Origin of the sequence: Streptomyces sp. NPDC050703, from assembly GCF_040654435.1 — a bacterium.
In the GTDB taxonomy this organism is placed as follows: Bacteria; Actinomycetota; Actinomycetes; order Streptomycetales; family Streptomycetaceae; genus Streptomyces.
Genome location: NZ_JBFAHX010000023.1, coordinates 53,352 through 67,885 on the forward strand (window position 1 = coordinate 53,352; position 14,534 = coordinate 67,885).

Annotated in this window: 11 protein-coding genes and 1 other RNA gene; 2 read left to right on the forward strand and 10 right to left on the reverse strand. The window is 72.7% G+C overall.

Annotation, left to right across the window (positions count from 1 at the left end; translation table 11 throughout):
* Positions 1-83: 83 nt before the first annotated feature.
* Together AB0I16_RS21750 and AB0I16_RS21755 are read right to left on the reverse strand one after the other, a co-directional pair.
* Positions 84-1,430 carry a nitrate/nitrite transporter gene (locus tag AB0I16_RS21750; RefSeq protein ID WP_363251163.1) on the reverse strand — a complete coding sequence of 449 codons (1,347 nt, stop codon included), beginning with the start codon at positions 1,428-1,430 and terminating at the stop codon, positions 84-86.
* Between the two features lie 139 nt (positions 1,431-1,569).
* Positions 1,570-2,106, reverse strand: a complete 537-nt coding sequence (locus AB0I16_RS21755) for a MarR family transcriptional regulator (RefSeq protein WP_363251105.1) — start codon at positions 2,104-2,106, stop codon at positions 1,570-1,572.
* A 134-nt stretch (positions 2,107-2,240) separates the two neighbouring features.
* Here AB0I16_RS21755 and AB0I16_RS21760 point away from each other — a divergent pair, with 134 nt between their 5' ends.
* Complete coding sequence (locus AB0I16_RS21760; protein ID WP_363251106.1) at positions 2,241-3,206, forward strand: EamA family transporter; 966 nt, start codon at positions 2,241-2,243, stop codon at positions 3,204-3,206.
* On the opposite strand, the gene AB0I16_RS21765 is transcribed toward AB0I16_RS21760, so the two are convergent.
* From AB0I16_RS21765 to AB0I16_RS21790, 6 genes are all read right to left on the reverse strand, one after another.
* Positions 3,193-3,879 (reverse strand): hypothetical protein, encoded by a 687-nt coding sequence (locus tag AB0I16_RS21765; protein ID WP_363251107.1) that lies wholly within the window; start codon positions 3,877-3,879, stop codon positions 3,193-3,195. The two genes, AB0I16_RS21760 and AB0I16_RS21765, sit on opposite strands and share 14 nt — an antisense overlap.
* Positions 3,880-4,390: 511 nt before the next feature.
* On the reverse strand, positions 4,391-5,035 hold the full coding sequence (locus tag AB0I16_RS21770) for a hypothetical protein (RefSeq protein ID WP_363251108.1): 645 nt from the start codon (positions 5,033-5,035) through the stop codon (positions 4,391-4,393).
* Between the two features lie 397 nt (positions 5,036-5,432).
* A complete protein-coding gene (locus tag AB0I16_RS21775; protein ID WP_363251109.1) occupies positions 5,433-6,698 on the reverse strand; it encodes an acyltransferase in 1,266 nt (421 codons plus the stop codon).
* Positions 6,695-8,770, reverse strand: a complete 2,076-nt coding sequence (locus tag AB0I16_RS21780) for a glycosyltransferase (RefSeq protein ID WP_363251164.1) — start codon at positions 8,768-8,770, stop codon at positions 6,695-6,697. Before AB0I16_RS21780 ends, AB0I16_RS21775 begins: the two co-directional genes overlap by 4 nt.
* 284 nt (positions 8,771-9,054) lie before the next feature.
* Entirely contained in the window at positions 9,055-9,819 is a 765-nt protein-coding gene (locus AB0I16_RS21785) for a hypothetical protein (protein WP_363251110.1), read from the reverse strand.
* Positions 9,820-9,975: 156 nt separating this feature from the next.
* On the reverse strand, positions 9,976-10,971 hold the full coding sequence (locus AB0I16_RS21790; RefSeq protein WP_363251111.1) for a LysR family transcriptional regulator: 996 nt from the start codon (positions 10,969-10,971) through the stop codon (positions 9,976-9,978).
* Between the two features lie 84 nt (positions 10,972-11,055).
* On the opposite strand from AB0I16_RS21790, the gene AB0I16_RS21795 reads away from it, so the two are divergent.
* Complete coding sequence (locus AB0I16_RS21795; protein ID WP_363251112.1) at positions 11,056-12,348, forward strand: MFS transporter; 1,293 nt, start codon at positions 11,056-11,058, stop codon at positions 12,346-12,348.
* On the opposite strand, the gene dacB is transcribed toward AB0I16_RS21795, so the two are convergent.
* On the reverse strand, positions 12,272-13,864 hold the full coding sequence (gene dacB / locus AB0I16_RS21800; protein WP_363251113.1) for a D-alanyl-D-alanine carboxypeptidase/D-alanyl-D-alanine-endopeptidase: 1,593 nt from the start codon (positions 13,862-13,864) through the stop codon (positions 12,272-12,274). The two genes, AB0I16_RS21795 and dacB, sit on opposite strands and share 77 nt — an antisense overlap.
* Before the next feature lie 152 nt (positions 13,865-14,016).
* Positions 14,017-14,386: a transfer-messenger RNA gene (gene ssrA, locus AB0I16_RS21805) on the reverse strand.
* Positions 14,387-14,534: the final 148 nt, after the last annotated feature.

Consider the following 14,534-nt stretch of genomic DNA (forward strand, 5'->3'; position numbering starts at 1 on the left):
GGTCCCGGCGGGGGAGGGTCGGGGCCCGAGCGTGCCAACGGCGCGTGACGGGCCCGGTTCGCGGTGATGTCCGCCGTGTTACGTCACACCTCGGCGTAGCTGAGCTGCGGCTTCGCGTCCGTGTCCGTACCGGGAAGCGTACGGCCGCGCGTGGGCCGCCGGCGAAGGTATACGGCCCACGTGACGAGCGCGCACACGCCGTAGAAGGCGAGGAAGGCGATGTACGCCCCCGTGCCCGACCCCACCGCCTTGAAGGACTGCCGCAGGGCGAGGTTGATGCCGAGCCCGCCGACGGCGCCGATCGCGCCGATCAGCCCCATGGCGGCCCCGGAGAGCCGCCGGCCGTAGGCCGCGGCCTCCTCCCCCGTGAGACCGAGCCTTTCGCCCTTGGCCTGGAAGATGCCCGGGATCATCTTGTACGTGGACCCGTTGCCGAGCCCGGTCAGCACGAACAGCGCGATGAAGGCGCAGGTGAACAGCGGCAGCGACTCCCGGACGGAGGCGGTGACGACGGCTCCGGTCGCGGCCCCCATGGCGAGGAAGTTGCCGAGGGTGATGCGGGCCCCGCCGAACCGGTCGGCGAGCCGTCCGCCCACGGGCCGGATCAGCGAGCCGAGCAGCGGCCCGATGAAGGTGAGCTGGGCGGCCTCAAGCGGCGTACGCCCGAACTGCGTCTGGAGGACGAGCCCGAAGGCGAAGCTGTACCCGATGAACGACCCGAACGTCCCCACGTACAGGAGCGCCATCACCCACGTGTGCCCCTCCCGCACGGCGGCCTTGGCGGCACCGGTGTCGTTGCGGACGGAGGAGATGCTGTCCATGTACCGCGCGGCGCACAGCACGGAGAGCAGGATGAACGGGATGTAGATCCCCAGCACCACCCGCGGCCCACCGCTCGCCCCGATGACGGCGAGCCCGACGAGCTGTACCACGGGCACCCCGATGTTGCCGCCCCCGGCGTTGAGCCCGAGCGCCCACCCCTTCTCCCGCAGCGGGAAGAAGGCGTTGATGTTGGTCATGCTGGACGCGAAGTTGCCGCCGCCGACGCCGGTGAGCAGCGCGCACACCATGAAGGTGGAGTAGGAGGTGCCGGGCTCCATGACCACGAAGGCGGCGACCGTCGGCACGAGCAGCAGCGAGGCCGCGACGACGGTCCAGGCGCGTCCCCCGAAGCGGGCCACGGCGAAGGTGTAGGGGACGCGTACGACGCCCCCGACCAGCGTCGCCATCGACACCAGGAAGAACTTCCCCGCGGCGTCGATCCCGTACTCCGGTCCCATGAAGAGCACCATCACGGACCAGAGGCTCCACACGGAGAACCCGATGTGCTCGGAGAGGACGGAGAACGCCAGGTTCCGCCGGGCGACCCGCTCACCGCCCTCCTCCTTCCAGAACCTCTCGTCCTCGGGCTCCCACCGCTCGATCCACATCCCGGCCTCCACACCCTCGACCAACACCGTGCCCCGAAGGTAGGAACCGCCGATTTCAGCCCTGTGGCCCCCGGTGACCACTGGGGAACGTTGCTCTCACTCGGCGGACGGCGGGGTGGTGAGGGGGTGGCGGCACTTCTCAGCCCAGGTGCGTGTCGCCCAGGGACACCAGCAGCCGGCGCAGGGCGGCGTCCATGGCCGCGCGGTCCTGGGGGGTGAGGGCCGCCAGCATGCGTTCCTCGTTGGCGATGTGGGCGACGATCGCGCGGTCGGCCACGTCGAGGCCCGCTTCCGTGAGGCGGACGCGGATGGCCCTGCGGTCCGCGGGGTCGGGGCGGCGTTCGATGAGTCCCTTGCGCTCCAGCCTGTCGAGGCGGTTGGTGATGGCGCCGGAGGTCACCATCGCGGTCTTCAGGAGTCCGCCCGCGGTCAGTTCGTACGGGGCGCCGACCCTGCGCAGCGTGGCGATGACGTCGAACTCCGCGAATTCGAGGCCGTGTTCGGCGAACACCTTCTTCATGCCCTTGCTCAGCAGGTGGTCGGCGCGTTTGACGCGGCCCACCAGCGCCATCGCGTCCAGGTGCGCGAGGTCGAGGTCAGGGCGCTCCCTGCGCCACTGGCCGCGCAGCTCGTCGATGGCGTCCGTCGCCTCGGCGTCTCGTCCGCTCTTGCTCACCGGAAGCCTCATCTCTCCGACCTCTGAACGGCCGATCTCTCAACGTTCAGATACTTGACGTTCGCAGACTCACGTCCCATATTTATCTCAACGTTGAGAATACCAGCGTTGAGGGGATCTCCGAGGGGGAAGTCATGCCCATCCGCACCAGCAAGGCGCAGCCGGCCACCGACCGGAACCGCCCGGCGGCCACCGGGCCCGGGACAGCGCCCGGCACCCCCGCGAGGGCCGCCGCGGGCGCGGCCGCGCTCGCCGCCATCGGGCCCGCGACCTGGGGCACCACCTACGTCACGACCACCGAACTACTGCCCCCCGACCGCCCGTTGCTCGCCGCCGCCCTGCGCGCGCTGCCCGCCGGGCTGATCCTGCTCGCCCTCACCCGGCGGCTGCCGAGCGGCGACTGGTGGTGGAAGGCGGGCGTGCTCGGACTGCTCAACTTCGGGGCGTTCTTCCCGCTCCTCTTCTTCGGCGCCTACCACCTGCCCGGCGGCGTCGCCTCGACCGTCAGCGCGGTCATGCCGCTGCTCGTCGCGGGCTTCGGGATCGGCGTCCTGAAGGTGCGGCCCTCCCGCCGGACGCTGCTCGCCGGCCTCGTCGGCGTCGCGGGAGTCGCCCTCCTCGTCCTGCGCGGCAGCGCCACGGTGGACCTCGCCGGCCTCGCCGCGATGCTGACGGCCACGACCCTGATGGCCCTCGCCGTGGTCCTCAGCAAGCGCTGGGGCCGCCCCGAAGGCGTCTCCCTGCTCGCCCTCACGGGCTGGCAGCTGACCGCGGGCGGCCTGGTGCTCGCCCCCATCGCCCTCACCGCCGAGGGCCTGCCGGACCACTTCACCGGCGCCAACATCGCCGGGTACGCCTACCTCGGCGTCATCGGCACAGCCCTCGCGTACGCCCTCTGGTTCCGCGGCATCGAACGCCTGCCCGCCTCATCGGTCTCCTTCCTCGGCCTGACCAACCCGGTCGTCGCCACGCTGGCGGGCCTGCTGCTCCTGGGCCAGACCCTCACCGTCTGGCAGCTCGGCGGCCTGGCCCTCGTGATCGGCAGCGTCGTCCTCGGCCAGGGCCGCCGGCGGGCCCGCGGCCGGTTCAGGGCGTGGTGACGAGCGGGTTCTCGAAGCTGACCAGGCGGGCCAGGCGGTCGAGGAGCCCCCGGTACTGCGCGCGCCGGGCGACGGCGGCGGTCGTCAGCGTGAGGACCGCCACCCGCTTCCCTTCGGGGTGCGGAAGATGGGCGTGGACCTGCAACAGCGGCCTCGGCGGCAGCCCGGCCCCCTCGGCGGGAAGGCTCAGGACCTCGCTGACCGAAGCCGGGCCGCACGGCATGTCGAGGTACTCCACGCGCGTGTGCCGCTCGGCGCCCGTCCCCGCGAGGACCCCCGCGCGCGTCGCGGCACCCGCGGCCACGCCGCCCCTCAACGGCCGTCCGACGCCCTGCCAGGACACGGTGAAGAGGCAGAGCAGCGGCCTCGACCGGCCCCGGGAGCCGTCCCGGTGCAGTCCGAGCGAGCAGTGCACGGCGCCGGGCACGGGCCGGGCGAGCAGCAGCCGCTGGGCGGTGGCCAGCTCCCCGATGAACAGCTCCCTGTACTCCCCCTCCGGCATCGCCCCGACCACCGGCGCGAGCGCGTCCCCGAGCCGCCGCGCGTCGGGCGAACCGTGGGCCGCCGTCAGCACGTCGAGGGGCAGCTCCGTGAAACCGGAGGGGAGGGCGAACCAGATGTCGGTGCGGGGGTCGCGGGCGGAGTCTTCGACGATGTAGCGGGGTGCGGGCATGTCCCGTCCCTCTTTCCGGATCTCTCGGCCGACGACCGGAGCCGTCGGCCAGGGCGTGTACGTACGCGGGAACTCCCCCGGCGTGCGCCCCGGCTCGGGACGCGTCGCGGACCGGCGGAGCTCGCCGCTCTCGGAAGTGAGGAGGGAAGCTATCGGCGTCGCGCCGGGAGGTGCCAGTGGCAAGTTCGGGCGACGGACCGGCATACCGCCCATAACAGCCCATCCCGCGGGGGTCCGGCACCACCTCGCCACCGGGTCAGCGCCGCCCACGGCCCGCCGACGCCCCGCTCCGACCACGCCTTCACCCGGTCCGGGCGGCCCCGCGACGCCGCGTCGGCGCACAACCGGATGCGTTCGCACCCGCGGGGGCGCGAGCCGTCACCCGCACGCCGCCTCGCGATACTCCCCGCCGGCGCACGCGCCTCCACACCACGCCACGTGCCGCCGTGCGCCCCCGGGCGGAAAAGGACCGGCCGCACATCACGAGCCCCGGAGGGGACTGCTTCGCGGCCTACTCCGCCGCGAACTTCCAGATCACCGGCTCGCCCTCGCTGTCCTCCGGCGCCCAGTGGACCTCCAGCGCCTTGGCGCCCGCGGGGACCAGGTAGGTCTGGCAGAGCACGTGGCTCTCGCCCTTCTTCCAGCCTTCGAGCTCCAGTTCGTCCTCGCAGCCCGCGGCGTCCTCGGAGGCGCCGATCAGGAGGCCGCCGCGGGTGCCGTCGGCGTAGATCTCCGCGCCGTCACCGACGTCGGGGACCTCCGCGAGCGGGGCGCCCGCCTTGTGCGTGTACTTCACGTGGGCGACGGCGGCGACCAGGCCCTTGGCCTTCTTCGGGTCGGAGACGAGCTTCGCGGTCTCCGCCTCGGTGCTGAGGTCGACCTTCTGGGCGGCGATGTCGTACGTGACCGTCGCGTCGCCCTCCTTCGTCCTGCCCGTGGTGCTCTCCCCCGGCTTCAGCGCGGACGGCTGCCCGGCGCCGGAGTCGGCGGAGTCGGCCGAGCCGGAGCCCTGACCCGAGCCCGCGCTGTCGGACTTGGACGTGTCCGCCTTCTTGTCCTCGGACTTCTTGTCGTCACCGCCGCCGCAGGCGGTCAGGGCGAGGGCGAGTACGGCGACGGGCGCGGCGAGACGCAGCGCGGTCTTCTTGCGAAGCAAAACAAACTCCCGGCAGGTGTGGGGCCCCGCCGCCAGGCGCGCGATCCGTCCGCATCTGCAATGCGCGTGATCGGCACGCGTGTTGCGGCCGGCTGAGACGACCACCCTAGGAGGCGGCCACGTACCGCGTCGAGGCGGTTGCCGCGCGCTTCACCCGTACCGTTCGCAAGCGCCAACCGCCGTCTCCATGGCTGCCCTTACGCCCGGCCGGACGCGGGATCGTCACCCTTCACCGGTGCGAAATCACACTCCTCTCACGGCGGGCCGGGCGGGCAGGGCGGCCTCGGCGGGCACCCGAACTACCCGTTCATGCGGGGATATTTCCACGCCCCCGGCAGGCCCGCCCCCACCGTTCGCGACGATAACGGTTGCACAACTCGTCGGTGCCACGGGCGAGTCACCCGGCCGCCGCGCGCCTCCTCCGCGCCGACGCCTTCGCCCCGTCCGGCCAGAGGCGGGGACGGCGCTTCGCCGCCAGGTCCTCCACCCAGCCGACGGCCACCACCATCAGGCCGATCAGCGGCCAGACCAGCAGGGTCATCCACAGCATGTACGTGGTGTCGAGCGCCGAGCTCCAGCGCTCGTCCTCCATGAACGGCAGGTCGTAGGCGAGGTCGATGACCGGGACCGTCGCCATGATCAGGAAGTTGTGCCAGAGGTAGATCGTGACGGCCCTGTTGTTGGAGAGGGTCACCAGCCTGTCCCACCTCGCCAGCCTGCCCGGCAGCTCCCGCCAGGACGGCGCGTACTGGAGCAGGATCACGACGAAGCCGAAGGACCACGCGGCCTGGGCCAGCGGGATGTCGTTCAGGTCCCAGCCGTCGGGGCCCAGGTGCCCCGAGGCCCACCACAGGCCGAAGGCCATGACCAGGGCCGCGGCCGACACCGCCAGATAGCGCGGGACGCGGGCCAGCGTGCCGTCCTGGTGCGCGAAGCCGAGCACCCAGCAGCTGCCGTACTGCGCGAAGTCCGTGACCGCGTTGCCCGTCTCGCCCGGGATGGTGACGAGGCCCGTGCCGATGACCGCCGTCAGGGCGAGCGGGGCGGCGAGCGTCACCCGGGGCGCCCTGCGGAACACCCACAGCAGGAGCGGGGACGCGATGACGAACCACAGGTAGGCGCGGATGTACCAGAGCGGGCCCGCCGCCTGCGCGGGCCAGGTGTCCTCAAGGAGGCCCGCCTTGTCGCCCAGATGCCAGGGGAAGGGCGGGGCGCCCACCGGGAACACGTAGTTGGCCAGGCTCACCAGGCCCCAGGTGTCCCCGTGGTCCGGGTCCTCGCCCACGCTCCAGCCGCCGGCGAGGAGGAGGAAGAGGACAGCGGCGCTGAACACCCACATGGGGGGCAGGAGCCTGCGTATGCGGCCCTTGACCACGCCCCACGCGGGACGCTTCAGGGAGCGCGCCATCAGGGAGCCCGCGAGCGCGAACATCACGCCCATGGAGGGGAAGAGGAGCGTCAGCCAGGCCCAGCCGAACAGGTGGTAGACGACGACGCGGACGAGCGCGAGCGAACGCAGCAGGTCCAGATAGCGGTCCCTGCCCGGCTTCCCGGGAGCGGCCGGGGCCTCGGGGGCGGCTGACCCGGGGGCGGCTGCCTCGGGGGCGGCGGGCGGCGTGGCCGGCGGCGTCGGCGGGTGGCCGGGTGCGTAGGCGTGGCTCATGCGACGGGCCTCCGGTCGTGGTCGCCCGTCCGCTGGCGCGGGATGGCACCGGGCGCGTCGAGAACTCCCGTGCGGCGGAGCTTCTGCCAGCGCAGGCGGCCCCCGGTGAGAGCGGTTATCCAGGACTGCAGCAGCACCACGTACATGAGCTGCCGGTAGAGGATCTGCTGGAGCGGCAGCGAGATCAGATGGGTCATGCGTTCACGGTCGAGGCGGAAGGCGTACGCGGCGCAGACCGCCTGCACGGCGAGGACGCCGAGCCAGGCGACGACGGTCTTCTGGGTCGGGCCGAAGAGCAGGCCGTACAGGAGGAACACGTCGATGAGCGGGGCAAGGAGCGGCGCGAGGACCATGAAGAGCGACACCAGGGGGAGTCCGACGCGGCCGAAGCGGCCCGAGGGGCCGGACTCGACGACCGCGCGGCGGTGCTTCCAGATCGCCTGCATCGTGCCGTACGACCAGCGGTAGCGCTGGGACCAGAGCTGCTGGACGGACTCCGGCGCCTCGGTCCAGGCGCGGGCCCTCTCCGCGTAGACGACGCGCCAGCCGTCGCGGTGCAGGGCCATGGTGATGTCGGTGTCCTCGGCGAGCGTGTCGTCGCTCATGCCGCCGACCCGTTCGAGGGCCGAGCGCCGGAACGCGCCGACCGCGCCGGGGATGGTCGGCATGCAGCGCAGGACGTCGTACATCCTGCGGTCGAGGTTGAAGCCCATCACGTACTCGATGTGCTGCCAGGCGCCGATCAGCGAGTCCCTGTTGCCGACCTTCGCGTTGCCCGCGACGGCGCCCACGCGCGGGTCGCCGAAGGGCTGCACCAGCTCGCGGACGGTGGACTCCTCGAAGACGGTGTCGCCGTCCATCATCACGATGATGTCGAAGCGCGCGTTGGCCATGCCCCGGTTGAGAGCGGCGGGCTTGCCCGCGTTCTGCTGCCGCACCACGCGTACGTTCGGCAGGCGCAGGCCCTCCACGATGCGGGCCGTGCCGTCCGACGAGCCGTCGTCGATGACGACGACCTCGATGGGGTGGTCGCTCGCCATCAGGGAGCGGACCGTCGCCTCGATGCACTTGGCCTCGTTGTACGCGGGGACGAGGACCGACACCGGCTCGGTGACCGGCGGTCCCCAGCGGAAGTCGCGCCGCCGCACCCGGCGGGCGTGCGCCCCGGAGAGCAGCAGCATGAGGCCGAAGCGGGCGAAGACGAGGACGCCGATGACGGCGAGGGCGACGACGAGGCCGTCGGTGAGGTACTCGGATGCGCCGACCAGGAAGACCCAGGACTTGCCCTTCCACAGCTCGACGCCGGTGACCTCCGTGTGCGCGCTGGGCGCGTCGAGCGCCTCGGTGAGGTTCCCGAACTCGTAGCCCTGCTTCTGCAGGCTCGGCAGGAAGCGGTCGAGGGCGGCGACGGTCTGCGAGCGGTCGCCGCCGGAGTCGTGCATGAGGACGATGGCGCCCTTGCCGCCCTCGGGCGTGGCGCGGCGGATGATCTCGTCGACACCGGGGCGCTTCCAGTCCTCGCTGTCGGTGTTGTTGACGACGGTGAGGTAGCCCCGGCCGCCTATGTACTTCGTGACCGGGTACGACTTGTCGTCCATCGCGTCGGCGAACGACGAGTACGGCGGCCGGAAGAGGGACGTGCGGATGCCCGCGGCCCCGGCGAGCGCGAGCTGGTTCTGCGAGAGCTCCCGGTCGATGCGGCTCTCGGACTGGTACGACAGGTCGGGGTGGTTGAAGGTGTGCAGGCCCACCTCGTGGCCCTCGTCGACCATGCGCCGCACGAGGCCGGGGTAGCGCGAGGCCATGGTGCCGGTGACGAAGAAGACGCCGTGCGCGCGGTGTTCCTTCAGGACGTCGAGGACCTTGGGGGTCCACTCCGGGTCGGGGCCGTCGTCGAAGGTCAGCACGAGCCGGTGGTCGGGCACGCTCATCGTCGTCTCGCGGCCGCCGCGGGTGTCGATGACCGGGCCGCCCCGAAGGATCTTCTCCGGTACGTGGTCCGTGGGCGCCGGGGGCCTGACGCGGTGGTCGGCGGCGATCTCGCTGTGCACGTATCCGCGCAGCATCAGCATGGCGAGCAGCGCCACGAGAAGCAGTGAGGGCAGCAGGTAGCGCAGGGGCAGGCGGCGGCGCCTGGCGGGGGCCGCCTTGCCGCGCCTGCCCTTGCCGCGCCGCCCCTTGGGCCGGTCGTCACGGGGGGTGTGGCCGGCGGGGGCGCGGTGGCTGGTGGGGACGGTGCTGTTCAGGACGGGGCCGTTCTGGGTGGGGCTTCGGTGGGGGTGGTCTTGCTGAGCGGGGCTCTGGCGGGGGTGGCTGTGCCGGGGGCGCGGGGAGGTGCCCCGGCCGGTGCGGAGGTTCATCGCCGTGCGGCCTCCGGGGACGGCGGCGATCCCGCGGGACGCTGCCTGCCGGGTGTGGTGTAGGCGACGGGGACCTCACCGCCGGCGTCCGCGCCCGCCGCGTCGCCGCCCGGGCCGGGTGACGGCATGGGCGGGTCGGGGGGCTGCTCGGCGGGGTCCGCGGGGTCGCTCGCGCCGCCGTCGCCGCCGCCCGACGGGTCCGGTCCCGGGGCGCCGCCGCCGGAGGCGCCGGGGCCGGGGTCCGGCTCGCTTCCGCTGTCCGCGGGGTCGGGGCCGGGGTCGGGCACGGTGCCCGGCGTGCCCGCGCCCTCGCCGCCGCGGGTGGGTGCGGGGGCGACCGGGTCGGCCGTCCCCGGCGTGGTGCCGGCGCCGTCCGCGGCCCCGGGCGAGGGCGACGCGCCCGGCGACGCGGACGGGTCCGGGGCGTCGGCGGGGCGGCCCGGGGTGTCCACCTTGCTCGCGGGTCTGCTGTCCTCGGGGTCCTGTATCGGCACCCAGGGCGCGCTCGAATTGCCCGAGAGCAGCGTGGCGACGATGGCCACGGCGTACACCGCGCAGAGGAGGCCGACGAACACGCCTATGCGGCGGTACCTCCGGCCGCGGCGGCCCGTCTCGTCGACGAAGACCGGCCCGTCCGCGGCCCCTTCGGCAGGGCCGGGGGCCAGGTCCGCCAGGTGGCGCCCCACACCGTCGATCTGAACGGTGACCTCGTTCGGATCATGGGTGTGTTCCGGCCGGGCGTCTTCTCGCCACATGTCCATGCGTACGCACAACCCCCCACTCAATGGATCGGGTGCGCGTACGACTCCGGGTACCCGCCGTTCGGACCGGGCCCCCACCCGTCCCGAGCGCTCCCCCTATCACATCGCACCCGAGCGATGAATGTAGCGCACCGGAGTGACATGCGCGGTTCTCGGTCAGATCTGTTCCGTCATGACCCGTGCGTCCATGGCCGGAATCCAGCTGTTCGCCGGTCTCCGCAGCCACCCCTCCGCGGCCGACAGCTCCGCCGCGGCGGCCCGCAGGGCGGTCACACCGGGATGAAGCAGGCCCTTTCGCCACACCAGTGACACCGGTGACAGCGGAACCGGGTCGACCAGCGGCCGCAGCTCGGCCCCCGGCATGGCCGGAAAGTCCACGACGGCCAGGACTGGATTTCGCTTCTTCGCCATGATCCGCCCGAATTCTTCCGGTCCCACGGCAAGTGGTGCCGGTTCGGCGACAGCGATGCCGCGCCCCTCGAAGAGCCGCTGCGCGAGATCGGTCCACTCGGGCGTCCGGGGGTTTCCGGCCCCCGCGTACACGGTCTCGCCCGCGAGCGCCGCGAGCGGCACCGCGGCGAGCCCGGTCAGCGGATGGTCCTCGGGCAGCAGCACCGCCATCGGCTCGTACCGCACGGGCTGGTGGGCGAGCGCCGGGCGCAGAGCGGGGTCCAGTCCCGCGTACCGCCCGAAGGAGACGTCGAGGCGCCCGGCGGCGATGTCGGCGGCGGCGCCCGTGAGGCCGCTCTCGTAGCGGACCATCAGTTCGCACTCCGGGGCGAGTTCGCGGGCCCGCTCCAGGATTCTCGCCGAGACGAGGCCGGGGCTGTTCAGATCGACGAGCAGCGGGCGCTCGGCCGCCATGAACGCGGCGACCAGCTCGTCCTGCGCCGCGAGGACCCGCCGCGCGTGCGGCAGGAGCCGCTCCCCGTCGGCGGTGAGCGTGACCTGCCGGGTCGTGCGCGAGAACAGGCCGGCGCCCAGCTCTCGTTCGAGACGGCGCACGTCACGGCTCAGCGCCTGCTGCGCCACGTACAGTCGGGCGGCGGCCCGTGTGAAGTGCAGCTCCTCCGCCACGGCGAGGAAGGCGCGCAGCAGCCGCGGGTCGATGTCGCGCCGCGGGGGGACCGGAGGCCGTGTCACCGGAGTCATCGCAGGAACTTACAACATACGTGCGTGAATCGGCCCGGAGAAGGTGTTGGACCCCGCCGCGGCCCTCCGGCGAGGGTGAGGCCCATGCCGAAACTCCTCACCCGCCGAAGAGGCGTGTCCGCAGACGGCCCGCCCCGCCGCCCGCGCAACCCCTACACCGCCCTCTTCGCGATACCCGGGGCCACCGCCTTCACCGCGGGCAACCTCGTCGCCCGGCTGCCCATGGGCATGTTCAGCGTGAGCGCCGTCATCATGATCTCCGGGGCCCGCGGTTCCTACGCCCTCGCCGGCGCCGTCACCGCGGCCGGCCTCGCGGCGACCGCCGTCGTCGCGCCCTGGACGGCGCGGCTCGTCGACCGGTACGGACAGGCGCGCGTCGCCGTGCCCGCCACCCTGATCGCCGCGCTCGGCTCGCTCTCCCTGCTGCTCTGCGTGCGCTACGGGGCGCCCGACTGGACGCTCTTCGCCTCGTACGCGGCCACGGCCACCACCCCCAACACGGGCGGCATGTCACGGGCGCGCTGGGCCCACCTCCTCGCGGACGACGCCGAGGCCGTCCACACCGCCAACTCCTTCGAACAGGCCGTCGACGAGCTCTGCTTCATGCTCGGCCCCGTCCTCGCCGCGTTCCTCTGCGGTGCGCTCTTCCCGCAGGCGGGCACCTTGATCGGCGTGATCCTCCTGGTGACAGGGGTGCTGCTCTTCGCCGCGCAGCGCGCCACGGAACCCCCGCCGCGGGGGCGCGTGGACGCCGCCGGGGCGCGCTCGCCTCTCCGCTCGCCCGGGTTTCCCGCCCTCCTCGTCGTGTTCCTCGCCACCGGCGCCGTGTTCGGCTCCCTGGAGGTCGTCACCATCGCCTTCGCCGACGACCGGGGGAACAAGGCCGCCGCGGGCGCCGTCCTCGCCCTCCAGGCCGCGGGCTCCTGCGCGGCGGGGCTCGTCTACGGGGCCGCGAGACCCCGCGGCCCGCTCGTGCGCCGGCACCTGCTGTGCGGCGCCGCGATGGCGGTCCTGATGACACTGCCGCTGCTCGCGGTGACCGCCACCGGCTCGCTGGCCGTCCTCGCCCTCGCCCTGCTCGTGGCGGGCATGGCGACGGCCCCCACCATGGTCACCGGCATGACGCTGGTCCAGCGCCGCACCCCCGAGGGGCGGCTCAACGAAGGCATGACCCTCGCCGTGACCGGCCTCCTCGGGGGCATCGCGTGCGGTGCCGCGGGCGGCGGCTGGGCCGTGGAGCGCTTCGGCGCGGCGGCGGGCTACTGGGTGCCGCTCGCCGCCGCCTGCACCGCGCTGCTGCTCAGCAGCGCGCAGGCTTGCGCCACGAGCACTCCACGTCGCCGTCGGGACCGCTCGCGCGTGCCGAGCGGGGCGTGACCGGCTCGGCCTTGTCGGCGGTCGAGGAGGCGAGGGTCACGACGATCGCGTCCTCCAGGGCCTTCACCGAGGAGGGCAGGTAGTTGTTGAGGATGATGCTGAAGACCAGTTCACGCCCGTCCTTGTCCTCGACGTAGCCCGACAGCGCGGACGCCCCCGTCAGCGAGCCGGTCTTGGCGTGGACGTTGAGGGCCGCCGGGGTCCCGCACATCCGCGAGCGCAGCGTGCCGCCGGCGGACTTTCCCGGCGCGCACGCCACCGGCAGGGACGCGTACCAGTCGGCGAACCACGGCTCGCCCTTCACCGACCGCAGCAGCTCGATGTACTGGTCCGCCGCGACGTTGTCCTTGCGCGAGAGCCCGGAGCCGTCCACCTGGCGGATCTTGCCGGGGTCCACACCCGCGGTCTTCAGATAGCCGCCGATCGCGGCGATCCCGTCGCCCCAACTGCCCGGCCGCCCCGTCGCCTTGTGCCCCATGGCCTTGGTCAGGGACTCCGCGTGCATGTTGTTCGAGAGCTTCATGAAGGGGACCATGAGGTCCTTGACCGGCATGGAGTCGTGCGAGGCGAGCCGCTCCGCGCCCTTGGGCGTGGCCTTTCCCGTCCGGGTCGGGCCGCTCACCCTCACCCCGTGCGCGGCGAGCGCGTCGCGGAAGACGGCGGCGGCGTACCCGGTCGGCTCCCAGACGGTCACCCACTCCTTGGTGGTGTCCCCGCCGGCCGGCACCGTGCCGCTGACGGTGATGGTGTTCTCGCCGTGCCGCCGCTCGACGGCGATGGTGTCGGCGCCGCCCGCCGCGACGGTGGTGGCGCGCAGGTCGATGTCCACGTAGTCCGTCTTCGGCGTCACGCCGACGCGTGGCCGGGCCCCGGCCTTCGCGCCCGGCGCGACCTCGACGATGACGGTCCCGGTGTCGTAGTCCGTGTCGGGGGCGACGCTGAGGGCGCTGATCTGCGCCGCGTAGTACGCGGACTCGTCGTCGCCGCTCCACGTGTCGCCGACGCGGTGGGCGTCGAAGCGGGTGTCGTCGGCGACGAGACGCCCCGAGACCCGCCGGACCCCCGAGTCCGCGATCTTCGCGGCGAGGCCGTCGTAGTCCTCGGCCAGCGTCGTCGGATCGCCTGTGCCGCGCAGGTACAGGTCGCCGTGGAGCACGTTCCCGCGCCGCGAACCGTCGAGGAGGACGTCGGTGGTGAACCGGTGGCCGGGTCCGAGCAGCTCCATGGCGGCGGCCGAGGTGAGGAGCTTGGTGTTGGAGGCGGGCATGAGGCGCCCGCTGGGCCGGTGCTGGTAGAGGATGTCGCCGGACGCCGCGTCGGCGACGACGACACTGGCCGTGCCGCCCTCCATGCGGGGGTCGCCGAGGATGGTGTCGATGGCTTCGGGGAGCCCGGACCGGTCGGAGTCCGCCCCGGCCGGCGGGCCGAAGGAGAGACCGGCCGCCGCGACGGCGAGCACGGCGGGCCAGATCCAGTGGCGCATGCGGTGGTTGACGCGTCTGACGGGTCTGCTCATGACCCTGGAGCATCCCCGACCCGGCCGCGTCGCGACAGACCCCGCTCCGCGGGAAACAAAGATCGGTACGGCGGCAGGGCGGCACGGCGGCACGGCAGCACGGAAAAAGCCCCCTGGTCCGGGGACCGGGGGGCTTTGACCTCACATGGGAATTGTGGAGATGGCGGGAATCGAACCCGCGTCCAACGGTGCAGAATCAGGGCTTCTCCGTGTGCAGTTCGCTGCGATTTTCTCGGCCCCGGCGATCACGCGAACAAGTCGCCGACGGGCCCAGTCACTGTTTGATTTCCTCCTGGGTCCCGTGACCGGGCCCAGAAGTTTAGTTCCCTAGCTGATGCCAGGATCCGGGTCGGGAACAGCCCCGGGCTGACACTTCGCAAGTCGCTACTTAGGCAGCGAGGGCGAAGGAATCGCGCTTGGTGTTGGCGATTATTTGTTGCGACATATGGTTAACGAGATCATTGCCGCTTCCTCGACACGCTTCCCCTGCTTCGACATCCGCTGTCGAAACCGATCATCCCCATGTTGATTTTTCAAGGTGGACACTCCGACCCGCCTCGCGGCGGCCCTTCGCATCCGGGTGCCCCGTCACCAGCGGAGCAAGACCCATCGTACGTGACCAACACACGACGGTGCCAGCCTATTCCTACGGACGGGCCGAGGGCGGACG

What these genes read in the sequence shown, in the direction of transcription:
- AB0I16_RS21765 (WP_363251107.1), bottom strand. Translation starts at nt 3,879, where the DNA reads ATGCCCGCACCCCGCTACATCGTCGAAGACTCCGCCCGCGACCCCCGC.
- AB0I16_RS21780 (WP_363251164.1), bottom strand. Translation starts at nt 8,770, where the DNA reads ATGCTGATGCTGCGCGGATACGTGCACAGCGAGATCGCCGCCGACCAC.
- AB0I16_RS21795 (WP_363251112.1), top strand. Translation starts at nt 11,056, where the DNA reads ATGCCGAAACTCCTCACCCGCCGAAGAGGCGTGTCCGCAGACGGCCCG.
- AB0I16_RS21775 (WP_363251109.1), bottom strand. Translation starts at nt 6,698, where the DNA reads ATGAGCCACGCCTACGCACCCGGCCACCCGCCGACGCCGCCGGCCACG.
- AB0I16_RS21760 (WP_363251106.1), top strand. Translation starts at nt 2,241, where the DNA reads ATGCCCATCCGCACCAGCAAGGCGCAGCCGGCCACCGACCGGAACCGC.
- AB0I16_RS21785 (WP_363251110.1), bottom strand. Translation starts at nt 9,819, where the DNA reads ATGGACATGTGGCGAGAAGACGCCCGGCCGGAACACACCCATGATCCG.
- AB0I16_RS21790 (WP_363251111.1), bottom strand. Translation starts at nt 10,971, where the DNA reads ATGACTCCGGTGACACGGCCTCCGGTCCCCCCGCGGCGCGACATCGAC.
- dacB (WP_363251113.1), bottom strand. Translation starts at nt 13,864, where the DNA reads ATGAGCAGACCCGTCAGACGCGTCAACCACCGCATGCGCCACTGGATC.
- AB0I16_RS21750 (WP_363251163.1), bottom strand. Translation starts at nt 1,430, where the DNA reads ATGTGGATCGAGCGGTGGGAGCCCGAGGACGAGAGGTTCTGGAAGGAG.